The organism is Pantoea sp. 22096, assembly GCF_052045955.1.
GTDB classification, from domain to species: Bacteria; Pseudomonadota; Gammaproteobacteria; order Enterobacterales; family Enterobacteriaceae; genus Pantoea; species Pantoea alfalfae.
In genome coordinates, this window is record NZ_JBQEPW010000001.1 from 790,143 (window position 1) to 805,693 (window position 15,551).

General features: G+C 50.8%; 18 protein-coding genes. 5 read left to right on the forward strand and 13 right to left on the reverse strand.

Features of this window, described 5'->3' with window-relative positions; genetic code table 11:
- Nucleotide 1 precedes the first annotated feature (1 nt).
- The 5 genes from ACTJKZ_RS03570 to ACTJKZ_RS03590 form a co-directional block, all read right to left on the reverse strand.
- Nucleotides 2-205 carry a tail protein X gene (locus tag ACTJKZ_RS03570; RefSeq protein ID WP_064704198.1) on the reverse strand — a complete coding sequence of 68 codons (204 nt, stop codon included), beginning with the start codon at nt 203-205 and terminating at the stop codon, nt 2-4.
- Nucleotides 205-675 (reverse strand): head completion/stabilization protein, encoded by a 471-nt coding sequence (locus ACTJKZ_RS03575; RefSeq protein ID WP_440829241.1) that lies wholly within the window; start codon nt 673-675, stop codon nt 205-207. Before ACTJKZ_RS03575 ends, ACTJKZ_RS03570 begins: the two co-directional genes overlap by 1 nt.
- Nucleotides 676-767: 92 nt before the next feature.
- Nucleotides 768-1,436 (reverse strand): terminase endonuclease subunit, encoded by a 669-nt coding sequence (locus tag ACTJKZ_RS03580; RefSeq protein ID WP_440829242.1) that lies wholly within the window; start codon nt 1,434-1,436, stop codon nt 768-770.
- 3 nt (nt 1,437-1,439) lie between these two features.
- Nucleotides 1,440-2,552, reverse strand: coding sequence for a phage major capsid protein, P2 family (locus ACTJKZ_RS03585; protein ID WP_440829243.1), 1,113 nt, complete (start codon nt 2,550-2,552; stop codon nt 1,440-1,442).
- A gap of 52 nt (nt 2,553-2,604) precedes the next feature.
- Nucleotides 2,605-3,453 (reverse strand): GPO family capsid scaffolding protein, encoded by an 849-nt coding sequence (locus ACTJKZ_RS03590; protein WP_440829244.1) that lies wholly within the window; start codon nt 3,451-3,453, stop codon nt 2,605-2,607.
- Between the two features lie 144 nt (nt 3,454-3,597).
- Here ACTJKZ_RS03590 and ACTJKZ_RS03595 point away from each other — a divergent pair, with 144 nt between their 5' ends.
- From ACTJKZ_RS03595 to ACTJKZ_RS03610, 4 genes are all read left to right on the forward strand, one after another.
- Nucleotides 3,598-5,361 (forward strand): terminase ATPase subunit family protein, encoded by a 1,764-nt coding sequence (locus ACTJKZ_RS03595; RefSeq protein ID WP_440829245.1) that lies wholly within the window; start codon nt 3,598-3,600, stop codon nt 5,359-5,361.
- Nucleotides 5,361-6,392, forward strand: a complete 1,032-nt coding sequence (locus ACTJKZ_RS03600; RefSeq protein ID WP_440829246.1) for a phage portal protein — start codon at nt 5,361-5,363, stop codon at nt 6,390-6,392. Before ACTJKZ_RS03595 ends, ACTJKZ_RS03600 begins: the two co-directional genes overlap by 1 nt.
- A gap of 202 nt (nt 6,393-6,594) precedes the next feature.
- On the forward strand, nt 6,595-7,563 hold the full coding sequence (locus ACTJKZ_RS03605; protein WP_440829247.1) for a thymidylate synthase: 969 nt from the start codon (nt 6,595-6,597) through the stop codon (nt 7,561-7,563).
- 2 nt (nt 7,564-7,565) lie between these two features.
- On the forward strand, nt 7,566-8,507 hold the full coding sequence (locus ACTJKZ_RS03610) for a hypothetical protein (protein WP_440829248.1): 942 nt from the start codon (nt 7,566-7,568) through the stop codon (nt 8,505-8,507).
- 5 nt (nt 8,508-8,512) lie between these two features.
- Here the strand turns inward: ACTJKZ_RS03610 and ACTJKZ_RS03615 are convergent, their stop codons facing one another.
- The gene (locus ACTJKZ_RS03615) at nt 8,513-9,595 is read right to left on the reverse strand and encodes an ImmA/IrrE family metallo-endopeptidase (protein ID WP_440829249.1); all 1,083 of its coding nucleotides are present in this window, start codon (nt 9,593-9,595) and stop codon (nt 8,513-8,515) included.
- A complete protein-coding gene (locus tag ACTJKZ_RS03620; RefSeq protein WP_440829250.1) occupies nt 9,592-9,873 on the reverse strand; it encodes a killer suppression protein HigA in 282 nt (93 codons plus the stop codon). Before ACTJKZ_RS03620 ends, ACTJKZ_RS03615 begins: the two co-directional genes overlap by 4 nt.
- A 190-nt stretch (nt 9,874-10,063) precedes the next feature.
- Between ACTJKZ_RS03620 and ACTJKZ_RS03625 the strand changes: the two genes are divergently transcribed.
- A complete protein-coding gene (locus ACTJKZ_RS03625; protein ID WP_440829251.1) occupies nt 10,064-10,327 on the forward strand; it encodes a MazG-like family protein in 264 nt (87 codons plus the stop codon).
- A gap of 388 nt (nt 10,328-10,715) precedes the next feature.
- On the opposite strand, the gene ACTJKZ_RS03630 is transcribed toward ACTJKZ_RS03625, so the two are convergent.
- From ACTJKZ_RS03630 to ACTJKZ_RS03655, 6 genes are all read right to left on the reverse strand, one after another.
- A complete protein-coding gene (locus ACTJKZ_RS03630; RefSeq protein ID WP_033779013.1) occupies nt 10,716-10,892 on the reverse strand; it encodes a hypothetical protein in 177 nt (58 codons plus the stop codon).
- Nucleotides 10,893-11,001: 109 nt separating this feature from the next.
- On the reverse strand, nt 11,002-13,230 hold the full coding sequence (locus tag ACTJKZ_RS03635) for a replication endonuclease (protein ID WP_440829252.1): 2,229 nt from the start codon (nt 13,228-13,230) through the stop codon (nt 11,002-11,004).
- Complete coding sequence (locus tag ACTJKZ_RS03640) at nt 13,227-14,231, reverse strand: phosphoadenosine phosphosulfate reductase domain-containing protein (protein ID WP_440829253.1); 1,005 nt, start codon at nt 14,229-14,231, stop codon at nt 13,227-13,229. The genes ACTJKZ_RS03635 and ACTJKZ_RS03640 overlap by 4 nt, the downstream gene beginning before the upstream one ends.
- Nucleotides 14,228-15,091 (reverse strand): DNA adenine methylase, encoded by an 864-nt coding sequence (locus tag ACTJKZ_RS03645; protein ID WP_440829254.1) that lies wholly within the window; start codon nt 15,089-15,091, stop codon nt 14,228-14,230. The genes ACTJKZ_RS03640 and ACTJKZ_RS03645 overlap by 4 nt, the downstream gene beginning before the upstream one ends.
- Nucleotides 15,088-15,315 (reverse strand): TraR/DksA family transcriptional regulator, encoded by a 228-nt coding sequence (locus ACTJKZ_RS03650; protein WP_307745785.1) that lies wholly within the window; start codon nt 15,313-15,315, stop codon nt 15,088-15,090. The genes ACTJKZ_RS03645 and ACTJKZ_RS03650 overlap by 4 nt, the downstream gene beginning before the upstream one ends.
- The gene (locus tag ACTJKZ_RS03655; protein ID WP_440829255.1) at nt 15,315-15,542 is read right to left on the reverse strand and encodes a DUF2732 family protein; all 228 of its coding nucleotides are present in this window, start codon (nt 15,540-15,542) and stop codon (nt 15,315-15,317) included. Before ACTJKZ_RS03655 ends, ACTJKZ_RS03650 begins: the two co-directional genes overlap by 1 nt.
- Nucleotides 15,543-15,551 lie beyond the last annotated feature (9 nt).

The following is a 15,551-nucleotide window of genomic DNA, read 5'->3' on the forward strand; positions in this document are numbered from 1 at the left end:
TTTAGTCCCACAGGTTGACGGTTTCACCTGCTGAAGATTCAGGCAGATCAGGCAGCGTCACCTCGCAGCCGTGCGGCAGCACCGGCCCGCTTTCGGCGAGGCCCGGATTAGCTGCATAAACCAGCTCGACGGCCTGACCGGTTCGCCCGTAATAGCGCTGACAGATTTCGTCAACGGTATCGCCCTGCTGCGCGTAAACGTTCATCAGAGCAGATCCACAATGCAGCCAGGCTTACCGGCGATGCGGCTGATACTGAATCGCGCGTCGCGCCAGTACTCGTCGGCGCTCGCCTCGATTTCGCCCGCTTTTTTCGTGCCGCTGGCGTCGTAGCCGCGATAGCGCTCGACGATGGTGGCGGCGGTCAGCGCGCTGACGGCGGCAAGGTACGCAGTGACCTTTTCGCTCTCGCCGTCCAGAGATTCCGCAGGCACGTCGGCCAGCACCTTAAAGCCCGCTGCCATCTGCGAGGCGCGCCAGTCGTACAGCTCGGCGTTTACTTCTGAAATCGCCGTTTTCACGGCAAGGCGCAGGCGCACCGCCGTGACCGTTCCCTCATAGCGCAGCGAATCGCGCAGCTGCAGCAGGTCAACGTCAGGCCAGAAAAACGTATTCTTTACCGGCGGCTCGGCAGCGTCTGCCGGTCGCGGGGCGGGGATAACAACCGTGTTATTCATAATCGGCCTTTGAAATAGGTGGGCGGTGGAGGACGACGCAGACACTGAAAGTGCGTTGCCGTCCTGCCGCCCGTGCGCGGGGTCGCGTTCGGTCAGCGGCTGGCGATGGCCTGTTTTTTCATCGCCGTTCCCAGCCGCTCAATGTCTTTTTTGACGCCGCAGCCGTCGTGCAGCTGATGCGCCCTTACAAGGTGGGTCATCGCCTCCGAAGCCCTGCCCGCATCGCGAAGCACATACCCGGTTATCTTGTGCAGCTTGGCGCGCACCTGATCGGGCATGTCTTCAGATTCCGTCATCGCAATGGTTGTCAGCAGCGGGTCAATATCGACCGGCTCTTTTGCCGTCCAGGCGCGCGTTGCCGCGCTGGCGACTTCCTCTGCCAGCAGGTAAGGCAGGCTGGCGCGCTTAAAGCCGTCTGGCGACATAAGGCCATGCGTCAGCGCGTACCGGGCAATCTCCAGCGCGCCGGGTAAGTCGCCCGCATCAAGCCGCCAGATCATGACGGTCATCAGCACGGCATCCTGTGCGCCTTTGCCTTTCTCCAGCACGCCGGACACCCACGGCAGGTACTCAGGCAGCAGCTGACGCTTCATTTCCGCCTTGCGCTCGTTCGAGTGCACTTTCTTCAGGCGGCGCTTGTCGTCGTTCAGCTTGATGAGCATCTGCTCATAGCCGCTGGCATGGCGCAGCGGGTTGTCGGCGTTCTGCGAGGCTTCGATAGCCTGCTGGCGCATGCGGTGACGTCGGGCAGGGCTTAACATGCGTTACGCCTCCGCTTTTCCGGTGCCAGCAGCGCCGCCGTTTTCTGCCGCTGCTTCCTGCGTTGTGGCTGCAGGTTCAGCGAACACACCGACTTCGATGTTTTCAACCAGGCAACCGGCCGCGTAATCCTCGATCACGTAGTCCTCGTTAATGGACTCGTAGTTTTCGATGCGGTCGCGCTTCGGCACTTCGTCAATCAGGCGGCGGTGCGTACCTTCCTGCCAGTAAATCGACAGGTTATCGGTGCGGGTAATAAACATGGCGTCGGCCGGGAAGTACGGCACGCGCACCGCTGGCAGACCGCCGATGCGTTTCTGACTGATAATGACGTCAGCGGCCAGCTGCTCGGTGTTGGCCTGCGACTGGTTGACGATCGGGAAGTACTTGTCAGCCAGCAGCTGACGGCCCACGATAACAACCAGCTCCGGGTCTTCCTGATACCACGGCTCGATCAGGGTGTTGGTGGCATCCATCACCAGCGCGTCGAGGCTGGCATAATCGCCGTTTTTGCCGACGCGGATTTTTTCAGAAACGACGGTGCCGTCTTCCTCGGTGATTTTGCTCATCACGCGCGCCGGTGCATCGTTGCGGTACTTCTGCAGCCAGCCTACGGCCACGTCCTGCAGCATCGGGTTCTTGGCGCGGTTCGAGGTTTTGGCGCGGGTCACGCCGTTGAAGCCGATCATGATGCGGTCAAGCGCCTGGCGCTTTACGATGGCGTCACGCAGGCGGGCCTGAAAATCTTCATAGCGTGCCCACAGGTCGAGGGTGTTATAGCGGATATGAAAGTCGTAGTTGACCTGCACACACTCATAGCCCTGCTTATCCAGCGCAGCAAAGTCAGCGGTTTCGCGCTCGTCGCCGCCTGCCGTGTCGGTCACGCTGGCAATCGAGCCGGATACACCGATCCCGATTTTCTCGCCCTTCATTTCGGACACCGGCACAATGTTGACGCGGGTCAGAAAGTCAGAAGACTCCTGCACGCGGCTCATCAGGGTCTGCGTGACCGACGGCTCAACGGTAAATTTTTTGTTCATGTCGTCGGTTTCGACGCCGTTCAGCTCGGCAAGGCGGGTCATGAACTGGTTAAACTTGAAGCGGGTATTCTTGCGCATTTGCGTTCCTGTTTATCTCTGTGTTGGGTTTTAACGTTCAGGCAACGCCTGATTAGCAGTCGGTCTGCGCGCCGGACTTCGGATCGCTGCCGGTTGCCGCCGGGCGGCGGTTAAAGCTGCCGTCGGTCTGCGAAAGCTGGCTCTGCAGCGCAGCGAAAGCGGCGCGGTCTTCCCCGGCCTGCTGCTCGATAGCCTCAAGGCGTGCGGTGACGGATTGCTCCAGAGCAGACAGCTCCTGCGTCTGGCTCTCCGCGTTCAGCTGTACCTGCTCAGCGACGGCCGTTACCGCCGCGCTGACGTCGGCGAACTGCTCGCCACTGGCCTTTTTCTGGCCGGTAAACATGGCGGTGATACGCGTCAGAAGGGACAGCGACGGCTCGGCCACTTCTTCAAACTCAATGACAGTTTCTTCAGCGGCGCTGAAAAGGTTGTCTTTATGCTGCTTGCGGGATTCCAGCGGGTTAGTGTTCGCCGAGGCGCTGAAGCTCAGGATTTCCGTGCCGAGGCTGGCCGGATTGTCGGTAACAGCCAGGCCGATTAGATATGCCTCACCGGTATCCGCGAACTTGGGGTTGTACTGAATTGATGTATAGATTTTCTGGCGTGCTTTGGTCATAGCAGCCAGCTCATCTGTTGGATCGATATCCCCGTATAGCGCCAGCTTGCCTTTTAGCGGCCCGTCAGCAATTTCTTCAGCTGACAGCGCCACCACGTCACCAAAACGGCGAAACGGGCTGTCAGGCGTGATGCCTTTGATGTGCTCAAGGTCAATTCGCGCCCCGTACATCGTCGGGTCATAGTTTTTCGCCATTTGCGCAATGTGCTCACGCGGAATTGCGCGGCCATCAGTGGTTGCGCCTTCAACTGCGATACGAAAACGCTTTGCTTTGATTGCTGCCATTAATCAGGCTCCGGTCAGGTGTTGGGTCGGTTCGGGGCCAGTTTCCCCGTCGCCACACTATCCCTCAACGAATGCCAGCCCACTGATGCATCAGCAAACAGGGACAGCAGGCGCGCCATTTTCGGCCCCGGTAGCCTTGCCGGTATGAACATGACACCGACAACCATCATCAGCGATCCGCGCCGTCAGGCCGCGCTGCTTTACTGGCAGGGTTATTCCGTGCGCCAGATTGCGGAGACGCTCGGACAGAAAACGCCAACCGTGCAAAGCTGGAAGCTGCGCGACGCGTGGGACAACGTCGCGCCCATCAGTCGCGTGGAATCCAGCATGGAAACCCGGCTGATTCAGCTCATCATGAAAGAGGTAAAAGGGAATGGTGATTACAAAGAGATAGACGCGCTCGGCCGTCAGATTGAGCGCCTTGCCCGCGTTGAGCGCTACCGCAGCAGCGGCAACGAGGCCGACTTAAACCCCAACGTGCGCAACCGCAACAGAGGCGAGCGCCAGCCGGTCGTTAAAAACGAGTTTAGCGACGAGCAGATCGACAAGCTGACCGGCGTGTTTATGGATAACTGCTTTGAGTATCAGCTCAACTGGCATAAAGCCGGGCTGACTCACCGCATCCGCAATATCCTGAAGTCCCGCCAGATTGGCGCAACGTTCTACTTTGCCCGCGAGGCGCTGATCGATGCGCTGACCACCGGGCGTAATCAGATATTCCTTTCAGCCAGTAAAGCGCAGGCGCACGTCTTTAAAAACTACATCATCGACTTCGCCCGCCAGGCTGACGTTGACCTGAAAGGCGATCCCATCGTGCTGCCGAACGGCGCGCGCCTGATATTCCTCGGCACCAACGTGCGTACCGCGCAGAGCTATACCGGCAACCTCTATCTAGATGAATATTTCTGGATCCCGAAATTCCAGGAGCTGCGCAAAGTTGCCAGCGGCATGTCGCTGCACAAGAAATGGCGCACGACCTATTTTTCCACGCCGTCGGCTCTTTCACACAGCGCCTATCCGTTCTGGTCAGGCGAGCTGTTTAACAAGGGTCGGCGTAACAGAGATGAGCGCATCGAGATAGACCTGTCGCATTCACACCTGGCAAAAGGCGCGCTGTGCGGTGATGGGCAGTGGCGGCAGATCGTGACGGTTGAGGATGCGCTGGCCGGCGGCTGCAACCTGTTCGACATTGAGCAACTGCAGCTTGAATACAGCCCGGCGGAATATCAGAACCTGCTGATGTGTGATTTTGTCGATGATGAGGCGAGCGTGTTCCCGTTTGCCGAGCTGCAGAGCTGCATGATCGACAGCCTGGAAGAGTGGGAAGACTTTAACCCGTACCTGCCGCGCCCGTTTGCATACCGGCCGGTCTGGATCGGGTATGACCCGTCGCACACCGGCGACAGCGCAGGCTGTGCGGTAATCGCACCGCCGCTCGTTGCGGGCGGTAAGTTCCGCGTGCTGGAACGTCACCAGTGGCGGGGCATGGACTTTGCCGCGCAGGCGAAATCTATCGAGGACTTAACGAAAAAATACACCGTGGAATATATCGGCGTGGATGCGACCGGCATCGGCCAGGGTGTTTTCCAGCTGGTACGCCAGTTTTACCCGGCCGCGCGCGAAATCAAATACTCGCCAGAGGTTAAAACAACAATGGTACTGAAGGCAAAAGACACCATCAGCAGCGGGCGGCTTGAGTATGACGCCGGGGCGACGGATATCACGCAGTCGTTTATGGCTATCCGCAAAACCATGACGGCCAGCGGTAACCGCTCAACCTATGAAGCGAGCCGCAGCGAAGAGGCCAGCCACGCCGACGTCGCCTGGGCCATCATGCACGCCCTGTTAAACGAACCGCTTACCGCAGCCAGCGGCGGCGCTAATCCCTCAATTCTGGAATTTTACTGATGAGCAAATGCAGAGGCCGCAAGGCCCAAACCGCCACCACACAGCCGGTACAGGCAACCGCACCGCAGCAGCAGGCCGAGGCGTTTACCTTCGGCGAGCCGACGCCGGTCATGGATAAGCGCGACATTCTGGATTACGCCGAGTGCATCGGTAACGGGCGCTGGTTTGAGCCGCCGGTCAGCTTTAACGGGCTGGCAAAAAGCTTGCGCGCAGCCGTTCACCATAGTTCGCCGATTTACGTAAAGCGCAACATTCTGGCTTCAACCTTTATCCCGCACCCGATGATGAGTCAGCAGGAGTTCAGCAAATTTGCGCTGGATTATCTGGTCTTCGGTAATGCCTTTGCCGAGTTGCGCCGTAACAGTCTGGGTATGCCGCTGCGCCTTGAAACCACCCCGGCAAAATTCACCCGCAGAGGCGTGAAGGATGGCGTTTACTGGTTTGTGAATGACTGGAAAGAGCCGCACGAATTTTCGGCCGGCAGCGTGTTTCACCTGCTGGAGCCGGATATTAATCAGGAGCTTTACGGCCTGCCGGAATACCTCAGCGCGCTTAACTCCGCCTGGCTGAATGAGGCGGCGACCCTGTTCCGTCGAAAGTATTACCAGAACGGCGCGCACGCGGGTTACATCCTGTATATGACCGACGCGGCACAGAGCAGCAGCGACGTTGACCGGATGCGCCAGGCGATGCGCGACACGAAAGGGCTGGGTAACTTCCGCAACCTGTTCATGTACGCGCCGAACGGTAAGCCGGACGGGATCAAGATTCTTCCGCTTAGTGAAGTTGCGACGAAAGACGATTTCTTTAACATCAAGAAAGCCAGCCGCGACGACCTGTTAAGCGCGCACCGCGTGCCGCCGCAGATGATGGGGATTATCCCGGATAATACTGGCGGGTTTGGGGATGCGGTGAAAGCGGCGCAGGTGTTTGTACGTAATGAACTGACACCTCTACAAGAAAGGATGAAAGAAATAAATGATTGGATAGGATGCACAGTGATTGAATTTCGCCAATATTCATTAGAATGAATCAAGAGTTATCTTGCTGCAAGATCTAAGTATTTATCTGTTTTATATGAGGATTTTAGCTTTTTGTATATAGAGTTAAAATCTAGAGGCTTATATGGAATAGCTGAAACTGAAGTGCGCTAAAACTTTTGTAAGGGCTAATTGACTACGTAATGCGATGGTGTTAATAAGTAAACTTAAATAGTTTACAGGATGTAGTATTATGACATTCTTTGCAGAAGCAGACTGTATTGATGATCTTCTTAAGGAAGTTCATGCGGCAATCATCAAAGATGGTTCAAGAATTAAAGCGTCTAAAGGCGATACCATAGAGATACTTGGAGCTAGCTTAGTTCTTACTGACCCGGTTAAGCGCGTTAGTAGAACTGAGTCCAGGAGTAAAATAATCAGTTGCATGGGTGAGTTTCTATGGTATTTGACTGGTGACAATAAACTTAGCTTTATTGAACGGTATATCTCTATTTACAAAGAATTTGCTGAAGATGATGGTACAATCCGAGGAGGATATGGCCCTCGCATCTTTAGCATGCATAATATACATAATCAGTTAGAGAATATTATTACTCAACTGAGCCATAAAAAAACTAGCCGAAGAGCTTTAGTGCAACTTTTTGATGCCTCAGATCTGGCATTAAAATTAAATGATTCTAAAGAGTATAAAGACATACCATGCACAATCTCACTTCAGTTCCTAATAAGAGATGAAAAACTAAATCTATTTGTTAATATGCGCTCCAACGATGCATTTAAAGGCTTAACTCACGATATATTTGCCTTTACAATGATTCAGGAATTTATTGCTAGAATTTTAAATTGCGGCTTGGGTCAGTATTATCATTATGTATCAAGTATGCATTTGTATGAAGATGATCTTCCTAAAGTTTGTGCTTTACAAAGAGAAGGTTTCATGAGTACCGCATCCATTATGGATGAAATGCCTGCAATAAATTCTTTAGATTTGAGATTCCAGATACTTAAAGTAGAAGAAAGCTTGAGAAATGACAAATTCTTTAATATTGACTACTCCGAATTAAATGACTACTGGAAAGATTTGATGAGATTGATAAAAATAAACTATTTACTCAGAGATGATGATAGTTTACAGGAAGCGCATGATGAAATTGCAAAATTAAAAAATGATTCGTTTAAGATTTTTTTTGAAGGAAAATGAAAATGAGAAGGCATCATGAAGTTCAAAAATTTGTATCGGATCTCAAAAGTTTTTCAAATAACGAATGTTCTTTGCTGGGCCTAACTTCTGATGCTCACTACGAAACGTTTGCTATGCAACTGATAGACAGCATTCGTAGAATACAATATGTGGAAGCCATTAACAATAAACAGAACTATAGCCAGCTTAGGATGGAGCCTAACTCAATTCACTTTGATCCACTTATTGCAGCTAAACTGCATAATGAAACAGGCCACTATGATGAGGCATGCTGGTTAATATTTTTGTCTACTCATTTTGGAAAAAACATCAAAACAAAATGGCAATTATGCCGAGATATATACAGTGGGCTAGGTACAATAACTTGGACTTGGGAGAATATTACTGATAATTTTGAGGATTTCGAAAAATGGTATGAAAAATCGTCATCGCATTTGGTTTCCACTAGTAAAGAGAGACAATATGGAAATCATAGGAAATATGAAACCCTAAAAGATGACTCAAGACGTTCAATACCCAAGGTTTTTAAGTCTTATATTGAATTTATTGGCAATACAAAAAGCCATGAAGCGAGATTTGCTGAGGCTGAAACAATTTCAACGGGTCCTGATCTACTCTTTGAGATATTATACTCAAATATGAGGAGTGTCATTTCCTTCGGCAGAACAGCAAAGTTTGATTATCTAACTATGCTTAGAAAAACAAAATTACTAAACTTAGAGCCAGGCCATCTTTTTTTGAAAGGCTCAACTGGCCCTATTAAAGGATGTAGACTTCTTTTTAGCAATAATAAAAATGGTGTAGATTCAGTGTCAGAATTAAACGAAAAACTGTCCCTTCTTGCAGAAATTTTACCTATAGGATATCTGAAGATGCAGGTTTTGGAGGACGCCCTTTGTAACTGGCAAAAATCCCCCGACAGCTATAAATATTTCGGGGGATAGAGCATTTAGATTATATCATCCTTTTTATATCTCACCTTAAGTCGGTTAAGGTGAGAATACGGTACATTACCAATGTGTTGTAAATGCCCCACAACTATCCCTTTTGAAATACCTATCTTTTTCGCAGTACGTACTATTACTTTCCAGTCTTTAGCTCTGAAGTCTTTAATTTTCCTCTGAAAAGGCTTAGGTATTAATGTATCAATAGCAAATTGATCTGCTTCAACTTCTTCCTTTGAACTAAGTTCTGTTTCTCCTTCTATACGAATGTTAATTGCATCATGAAGAATCAGATGTCCAATTTCATGGAACAAAGTGAACCAGAAGTGATCATCAGTGAGATGTCTAAAACTCACTATAAGAGTGGCATGATTAGGCTTGAAAAAACATGTTGCACCACTTGCACGACATCCTGAAGGAGTTGGCAAGACAACAAACGAAACGCCTGCTTTAGCAAAAATTTCTTTAAGCTGCGGAATAAATTTTTTTATATCAGGTTCATTTGAGAGTCGACGAATATCTGGAAGCAAACTTATTAAAGTTTCTTTGCTCCATAATTTACAGGCATGACTATTGCTTATTTTTTTTGCTTTTACTATCCATGCCAAATCTGCCATTGGAACAGTTTTAAGACTTAGGGATTTTCTAAATGCAACTAATGGAGCATCATTTTCCATTTTATATGTAAAATCATTCACAGATTTAATGCCAAAAAAGTCTAAGCAATGTTTGAATTTTAATTCACGTGTTGATGCTTTAGGTATCCATCCATAATTAACCATGTCTTTTACTGGAAGTGATTCAAGCCATTCTTTGTTGACAGCATTTAAATGTTCAATATGTTCTCGGTAGGCACCTTCTCGCTTGAGCCAAAACTCTACTGAAACATTAAATATATCCTGCAACTTCAATGCCATGCATTCATTCAAAGATAAATTTCCGAGCAAAAGCTGCTGGCCCTTCAAAACTGAGAGACCAATCTTTTTGCTAAGTTCTGCATCGGTAAGCCCATGCTCATCCATGAGGTCTATGATTGTGTCGCCAGGAGGAGATACCCGGTCTGGGCTAAAATCTAGTGTACCAATCATTTTTCGTCACCTATGAACATTAACTTAATACGTCTTACTGCTTTCCAATTTATTGAATTATCATCATTTTTTGGAGGCTTTGCGTGAACACATATGAACCCCATACTTACCTTAGAGTCTAACTTGATTATAATGTATTCTTCGTCATCCTGAAAGCTTGAGACAGGACCTCCTACGGGAAGTTCCAATACATTATCTATTGCCTTAATGTCAAAAAGGCGTGATATCAGTTTTTCAGATAAACGGATGCCCAGAACTTCATCCGCATAGCTTTGCATGAGACAGATATCCCTTAAGTGTCTGCTGTGAAAGGAAATTTCCAAGGGCTTGTCGCTTTTAAAATTGGTATAACTGAATTTATAGCAAAAAAAATGTAGCTCTTAAAGTATTAATGTTACTTATAGATGTAGACTAAAGATAATTTTGATGATAAATGAGTAGGTCAATTCCTTTGTCTAAAGAGTTTAAATGAGTAATAAACATTTCAGTTCAAATGCTCTTACAGATGTAATCGCAGAAATGGAACGCCAAGATGCTAAATGGGGGGCTGATCGAGATCTCAATCCTTTCCTATGGGCTTCAATCTTAGGTGAAGAGGTTGGTGAATTTAACCAAGCTATTTTGCATGATTATTACGGGGGAAAATGCGCTGGCACGAGCCGTGATGAAATGGTCCAAGTTGCAGCAGTTGCCTTACAAATTATCGAGTACTACGACCGTCAAAAGTCATGACACTGTAATGTTTAATCAAAGTTGCTGGCTCATGCATCTATAGGGCACAACTCCGTTATAATGTCTTCTCGTCAAAAAAACTTAACCTACTCAAGAATCAAATCTCTCATCAGATCTTTATTATGCAATCGTAATATTCTCCCCTGAGCGTGTAACGGATACATGTTTGACCCTTCGCGCGCAATGCTATCCCCGCCACGCCTGCCCGCTTTATGCATCGCTTTTCATGCATGTGCATGTGTTACCTCTCAACCCGCCAGCACTGGCTTTACATGCGTTGAGCGATCCAATCTGGATCATGCGGATTCATGCAAGCATATGCACTTTGATGCAGAAGCAAAAAGCCACCTGAAAGGTGGCTAGTGAACGGTAGGGAAGGGGCAATTAATCATTCAGCCTGGCGGTATATGGCAGCTTCGAAAACAGATGTGTCGATTGTCCCTGCTAGGTCGCTGATCATCGACAGTGCCATTTTTAATTCATCTTCTTTGCAGTGTGCGATCAGTGATACGTCAGCAATGAACTGGATGCGTGCAACCGTCTCGCTTAGATTATCTATGTCCATCAAATGATTAACTCCTTCTAGTCAAAATATACTGTATGTATAAACAGTATCATGACGTTTTGGAATCGTAAAGAATCGTGCGGCTCAGATTAGTCCGACTGCCGTTTTATTAATCAGGCACAGGTATGCCGCTTTTTTTCGCAAGAGCTTTAAATCTTTTTAAGGGAGTAGGATTCTTGTTCCGTCTATGGAACAGATAGCCGCTTGTACCGCTCCAGTAAGAAAGCTCCCCAACCTTGATTGTATAGCCTTTCATCATGCGCACAGCTTCGCCGTCGGACAGTGTTAACCTAGAGATCTCGAAGAAACTCTTTTTCAACGCCTCCCGTTCTGTGCATTGACTCACTTCAGGTGGGTATTTGTCCGGCTCAGGTTGTTCCTGCGCTGGCTTTTCTCTTAATCGCTTAATAATCCTTCTTTGCTCGGCGCGAGTAGGGGGCTTTGTGAAATCGATAGCTGCTTCAGAGCCTGTTGGCTCCGTACAGTTATTGACAGAACTCCGAGAGGACGCGGACGCGTCCTTAAATTCAAAACCTAAATCAACGGCACGTTTCGGGACAATCTTCCATTGCATCAGACGGGTTAAAATTGGCGTATCGTCGCCAACTTCAGTTGCGTAAACACCCTTGATACGCACGGTTTCCTCTCCGTACTCATTCACGTCTTCGCTTGCCTGATACCAGGTGCGCACGGCCAGCTCGTCACGGCGCACGAACGGCCCGCCCTGCGCGTTAACGTATCCGGCCCAGTCGCCTGCGTCGGCTGCATCATGCGCTGCCGCAAACTCGACGCTAAGTCCGTGTGCGGTTTCGCTGTCAGCCATGCGGCGCAGTTCGCGGTAAACCGTGACCGGCGCGCCGCCCACAAACTGGAATTGACGGATATGCCAGCGTGCCGCCCAGGCAGAAACGGCCGAGGCGGTTTCCTTAAGGTCTTTGCCGCTTTCGTCGTCAGTCTCGCCGTCCAGCGCGTAGCCATCGATATTTTTGGAAATGTATTTAGCAACGTAACCCGTCGCGCTGCCTTTCTCCGGGTCAATAGCCTCGGCGTGAAAACGGGCCTTACGGGCCTTTTCGGTTGTCAGTTCGCTGCCGTCTTCCTGCCAGGCGTAGTCGCGCATGATCTCGCGCACGCGCTCAGCCTGCTCCGGGCGCATAAACATGAGCATGTGCCAGTGCGGGGTCGCATCATGATGAGGCTCAGCAACGCGGATCCCGAAGATGCGGATTTCTTCTCGGTGCAGCTTGGCGCGGATTTTCTGCCAGACGCTGCAGAGATAACGCTGTGTCTCGGCCGGGCTGGCACCGTTCCATTTGCGATTTCGATGCCCGGTTTTGATTGTGGCGTGATAGCGAGCCGGGGCGGTGAGGGTGTAAAACTCACCGATAAAGCCCATTTCGGTGCAGATGTTTTCGAAACCGCGAATGCGGGTCATCAGCTCGCAGCGACGGATCGCCGGGTTAGCTACGCTGCCGTCGTACTTCTCGAGCAGGCTGATGCGGTTGCCTTCCTCGTCTTCAAGCTCCATTCCCTTAAGAAATTCACGGGTGCGGCGCTTCTGTTCGCGCCACTCTGAAACGGTCATGCTGCTGGCATAGGGTGTATGCTTTTTGCTGACGTTTGCCAGTGCGATTTGGAGATGTTCACGCCAGGATGCGGCGACTCGACGCAGCCTGCCTTTCCACCATTTATCAGTCTGCATACGCAGGATTGCTGGAGTAACTTCCTCCGGGTCAAAAAGGCGTGACGTGACCTTTTCCCACAGTGGAGGCGTCTGGCTCAGCTCGCGGGTTATGGTGGCGGCGGTCATGTAAAGACGGTGAGTGTATTTGTAATCTGACTCGTCGCTAGCCTGCGCGTGTGCCTGCAACAACTCGGCGAGGATGAAATTAGCAACATCCCCAGCCAGTAGTTCGACGTCGGCGCGCGCCATATCCGGCAGACGGTTAAAGCGGCGCATCAGCTCCCAAAGTGTGCCGCCCGCACTGGCTGCGCCTGCCTGTTTAGTAGCATTGCCTTCCAGCAGGTTAAACGTGCCGTGACTCATTTCACCGAGGCGATATTGAGCGTTAACGATTTCAACGCGTGGCAATGTGCGCTCAACAAAAGTTTTCGTTAAGTACGCATTGGCACGATCAATACCCTGTGTTTTTTCCAACTCGCTGACTCGACGCTTCACATCAAACTGAATCAGCGTCGGCTGCTTTTCGAGTAGCTCCTGCGCACGCACTAAAGCCGCAATCATCTGACTGCGGCTGTGCATTTCCTCATAAGTGGGATAAGGGCTGGCGATGGCTTCCCGTGGAGCGTTCCACGGGTAGGCGTATTCCTGAATCACTCGCAAACCCCCAGATAGACGCTGCTGCAGGCGGACTTGTTATCCATAGCTGCGAACATGTCGAACTGACGGCCACCGCGCGTTGTCAGCGCCCAGTCGCGATAGGTTTCAATGCCGTGTGAAGTTAAAGTTACCTTACTGCCGTCTGTTTCTGCCTTAACGGGATCCATTCCTGAATGGAAAAATGCTGCGTTCCCCCGACGCGAGCACAGCGCTACAATCCGCTCCCACTCAGCAACCCGGCTTATTTCTTCAGGCCAGCGGGTAAAGATTTCCCCGAGTTCAGCTTTGTTTACGTTAACGCATGGCATACAACCGACACGGCTGCACCCCTGCTGATAAAGAGGGTTTGGCTTGATGCCGTGACGCCTGGCCAGCGCAAAAACTTCATCATGCGTCCATTTAAGGATCGGCCGGTAAATCGACAGGCCCGGCCCGAGGTCAAACCCTGCTTCCCACTCAGGCAGCTCTGCCCGTTTTGCGGATTCCTGGGCGCGAACTCCCTGCCATGTAATGACGTGCTTACCCTCTGCAACCAGCGGGTCTACAACCTGCTCCTGCATCGGGATCTGTTTAAGCTCGAAAGAGCAGAACTTACGCTGAGTGGAAGGGAATGTGCCTTTCCAGATACACATATCAAGAAAGGGAATGCCGGTAGGTTTAAGGGCATTCAGTGCACGACGCACTATCTTTGCAGCCTCTTCCTCTGTGAATCCTAAATCTCTGACCAGGGTAACTGGCCACTTATCTTTTACGAACGTTCTCTTGTCAGCTATACGCTGTGTGAAGTCAGCCCTGACGCGGCGCAATGGACCGAGTTTAGTTTCAAGGTATTCCAGATATTTGACGGTTTCAGGGTGTTCATGTCCTGTATCGGCGACAGCCGCCTCAAATGTCACTCCTGCCTCAATAGCCAGCAGCCACTGAGCAAGGCTGTCTTTACCTCCAGAAACGGTAACAAGGTTCATAACACCTGGGTCGAAGCAACGCATATCGATCATTGCTGTACCTCCACTATCACAGAGCGGTCCGGCCCAGCTGCCATATCGAAGCCAGTAAAAATGAGGGCGACTTTAGGCTGCCGTACCGCAATGATTTCTGATGCGCGCTTTCCTTCACCTGCGGCAACGCCAACCGAACGAGCTACGCTAATGCTGGTAATACTGAAATCGCGAAGAATGCTGCGGGTATAGAGGGTGTCGCTGTTTGAAACTACAACCGGGCAACGCTCCGAGACGTCGAGCAACATGCTGACCAGATCGTGATGCTCATCTTTGCCAAAACCTGCAGAGTGATAGTCCGCGAAAGTCCCGTCATAAGGCGGATCGCAATACACCACATCGCCAGCTTTAGTCAGGCGCAGCGTTTCGCGGAAGTCGGCACAGATGAACGTCGCACGCTGGGCTTTTTCTGCGAAGGCTTCTATTTCGGCCAGCGGAAAATATGGCGCTGCGTAGTTACCAAACGGGATATTAAATTCGCCCCGCTTGTTGTAGCGGCAAAGACCACGATAGCCATTGCGGTTCAGGTACAGGAAATAAGCGGCGCGCTCCAGAAGAGGCAATGCCGGATTATGGTTGAATGCCTCACGAACAGCGTAATAGCTTTCACCGGTTGTGTTCTGATTAAACAGGCTGGCCGCAACAACGATAAACGGGCGGGTATGCTCCTTTATCTGGCGGTAAAGATTAATAAGGTCAGGGTTTATATCCGCAACCAGATAGGCCCGGAAATCGGTATTCATCATAACAGCACAGGAACCGGCGAAGGGTTCGACCAGGCGCTCACCTTCAGGCAGGTGCGCCAGCAGTTCCGGCATTACCCGGGACTTGTTGCCCGCCCACTTCAGAATCGTGCTCATACCGCACCGCCTTTTGATACTTTAGTGCGAAGTTCGGCCACGTCCTGACAGCTGACACAGCGAGTTACACCACGTACCGCGCGGCGGCGCTGCTCCGGGATTGGGGCATCACAGTCTTCGCAGAATGAAGCCGCCACGCTCACCGGGCGGTTAACCACGCTGGCGATGTTACGCGCCAGCAGTTCGTCGGCGCGCTGCTGCGCCATATCGATTGAATCAGCCATCAATGCAGCTCCTGCGCCTGGTTCTCAAAGCGCTCGGCCTCTTTATCCAACAGTTTGATAATTTCTACTGCAGACATTTCTTTTTGGCGGGCATGAATTGCCAGTGCGGCCAGGCGGATTGAAACTGAAAGCGCATCATCAGAACGCTGCTCAGTTTTGGCCTTATTCAGCATGGCGCTAAGCGCATCGTCATCAGCTTTAAAATTACGGGTCTGGATATTTCGCATTTCTCTTTC

Bases quoted from the DNA above. Each gene is read 5' to 3' on its own strand.
- ACTJKZ_RS03570 (WP_064704198.1), bottom strand. From the start codon at position 205: ATGAACGTTTACGCGCAGCAGGGCGATACCGTTGACGAAATCTGTCAG.
- ACTJKZ_RS03575 (WP_440829241.1), bottom strand. From the start codon at position 675: ATGAATAACACGGTTGTTATCCCCGCCCCGCGACCGGCAGACGCTGCC.
- ACTJKZ_RS03580 (WP_440829242.1), bottom strand. From the start codon at position 1,436: ATGTTAAGCCCTGCCCGACGTCACCGCATGCGCCAGCAGGCTATCGAA.
- ACTJKZ_RS03585 (WP_440829243.1), bottom strand. From the start codon at position 2,552: ATGCGCAAGAATACCCGCTTCAAGTTTAACCAGTTCATGACCCGCCTT.
- ACTJKZ_RS03590 (WP_440829244.1), bottom strand. From the start codon at position 3,453: ATGGCAGCAATCAAAGCAAAGCGTTTTCGTATCGCAGTTGAAGGCGCA.
- ACTJKZ_RS03595 (WP_440829245.1), top strand. From the start codon at position 3,598: ATGAACATGACACCGACAACCATCATCAGCGATCCGCGCCGTCAGGCC.
- ACTJKZ_RS03600 (WP_440829246.1), top strand. From the start codon at position 5,361: ATGAGCAAATGCAGAGGCCGCAAGGCCCAAACCGCCACCACACAGCCG.
- ACTJKZ_RS03605 (WP_440829247.1), top strand. From the start codon at position 6,595: ATGACATTCTTTGCAGAAGCAGACTGTATTGATGATCTTCTTAAGGAA.
- ACTJKZ_RS03610 (WP_440829248.1), top strand. From the start codon at position 7,566: ATGAGAAGGCATCATGAAGTTCAAAAATTTGTATCGGATCTCAAAAGT.
- ACTJKZ_RS03615 (WP_440829249.1), bottom strand. From the start codon at position 9,595: ATGATTGGTACACTAGATTTTAGCCCAGACCGGGTATCTCCTCCTGGC.
- ACTJKZ_RS03620 (WP_440829250.1), bottom strand. From the start codon at position 9,873: ATGCAAAGCTATGCGGATGAAGTTCTGGGCATCCGTTTATCTGAAAAA.
- ACTJKZ_RS03625 (WP_440829251.1), top strand. From the start codon at position 10,064: ATGAGTAATAAACATTTCAGTTCAAATGCTCTTACAGATGTAATCGCA.
- ACTJKZ_RS03630 (WP_033779013.1), bottom strand. From the start codon at position 10,892: ATGGACATAGATAATCTAAGCGAGACGGTTGCACGCATCCAGTTCATT.
- ACTJKZ_RS03640 (WP_440829253.1), bottom strand. From the start codon at position 14,231: ATGATCGATATGCGTTGCTTCGACCCAGGTGTTATGAACCTTGTTACC.
- ACTJKZ_RS03645 (WP_440829254.1), bottom strand. From the start codon at position 15,091: ATGAGCACGATTCTGAAGTGGGCGGGCAACAAGTCCCGGGTAATGCCG.
- ACTJKZ_RS03650 (WP_307745785.1), bottom strand. From the start codon at position 15,315: ATGGCTGATTCAATCGATATGGCGCAGCAGCGCGCCGACGAACTGCTG.
- ACTJKZ_RS03655 (WP_440829255.1), bottom strand. From the start codon at position 15,542: ATGCGAAATATCCAGACCCGTAATTTTAAAGCTGATGACGATGCGCTT.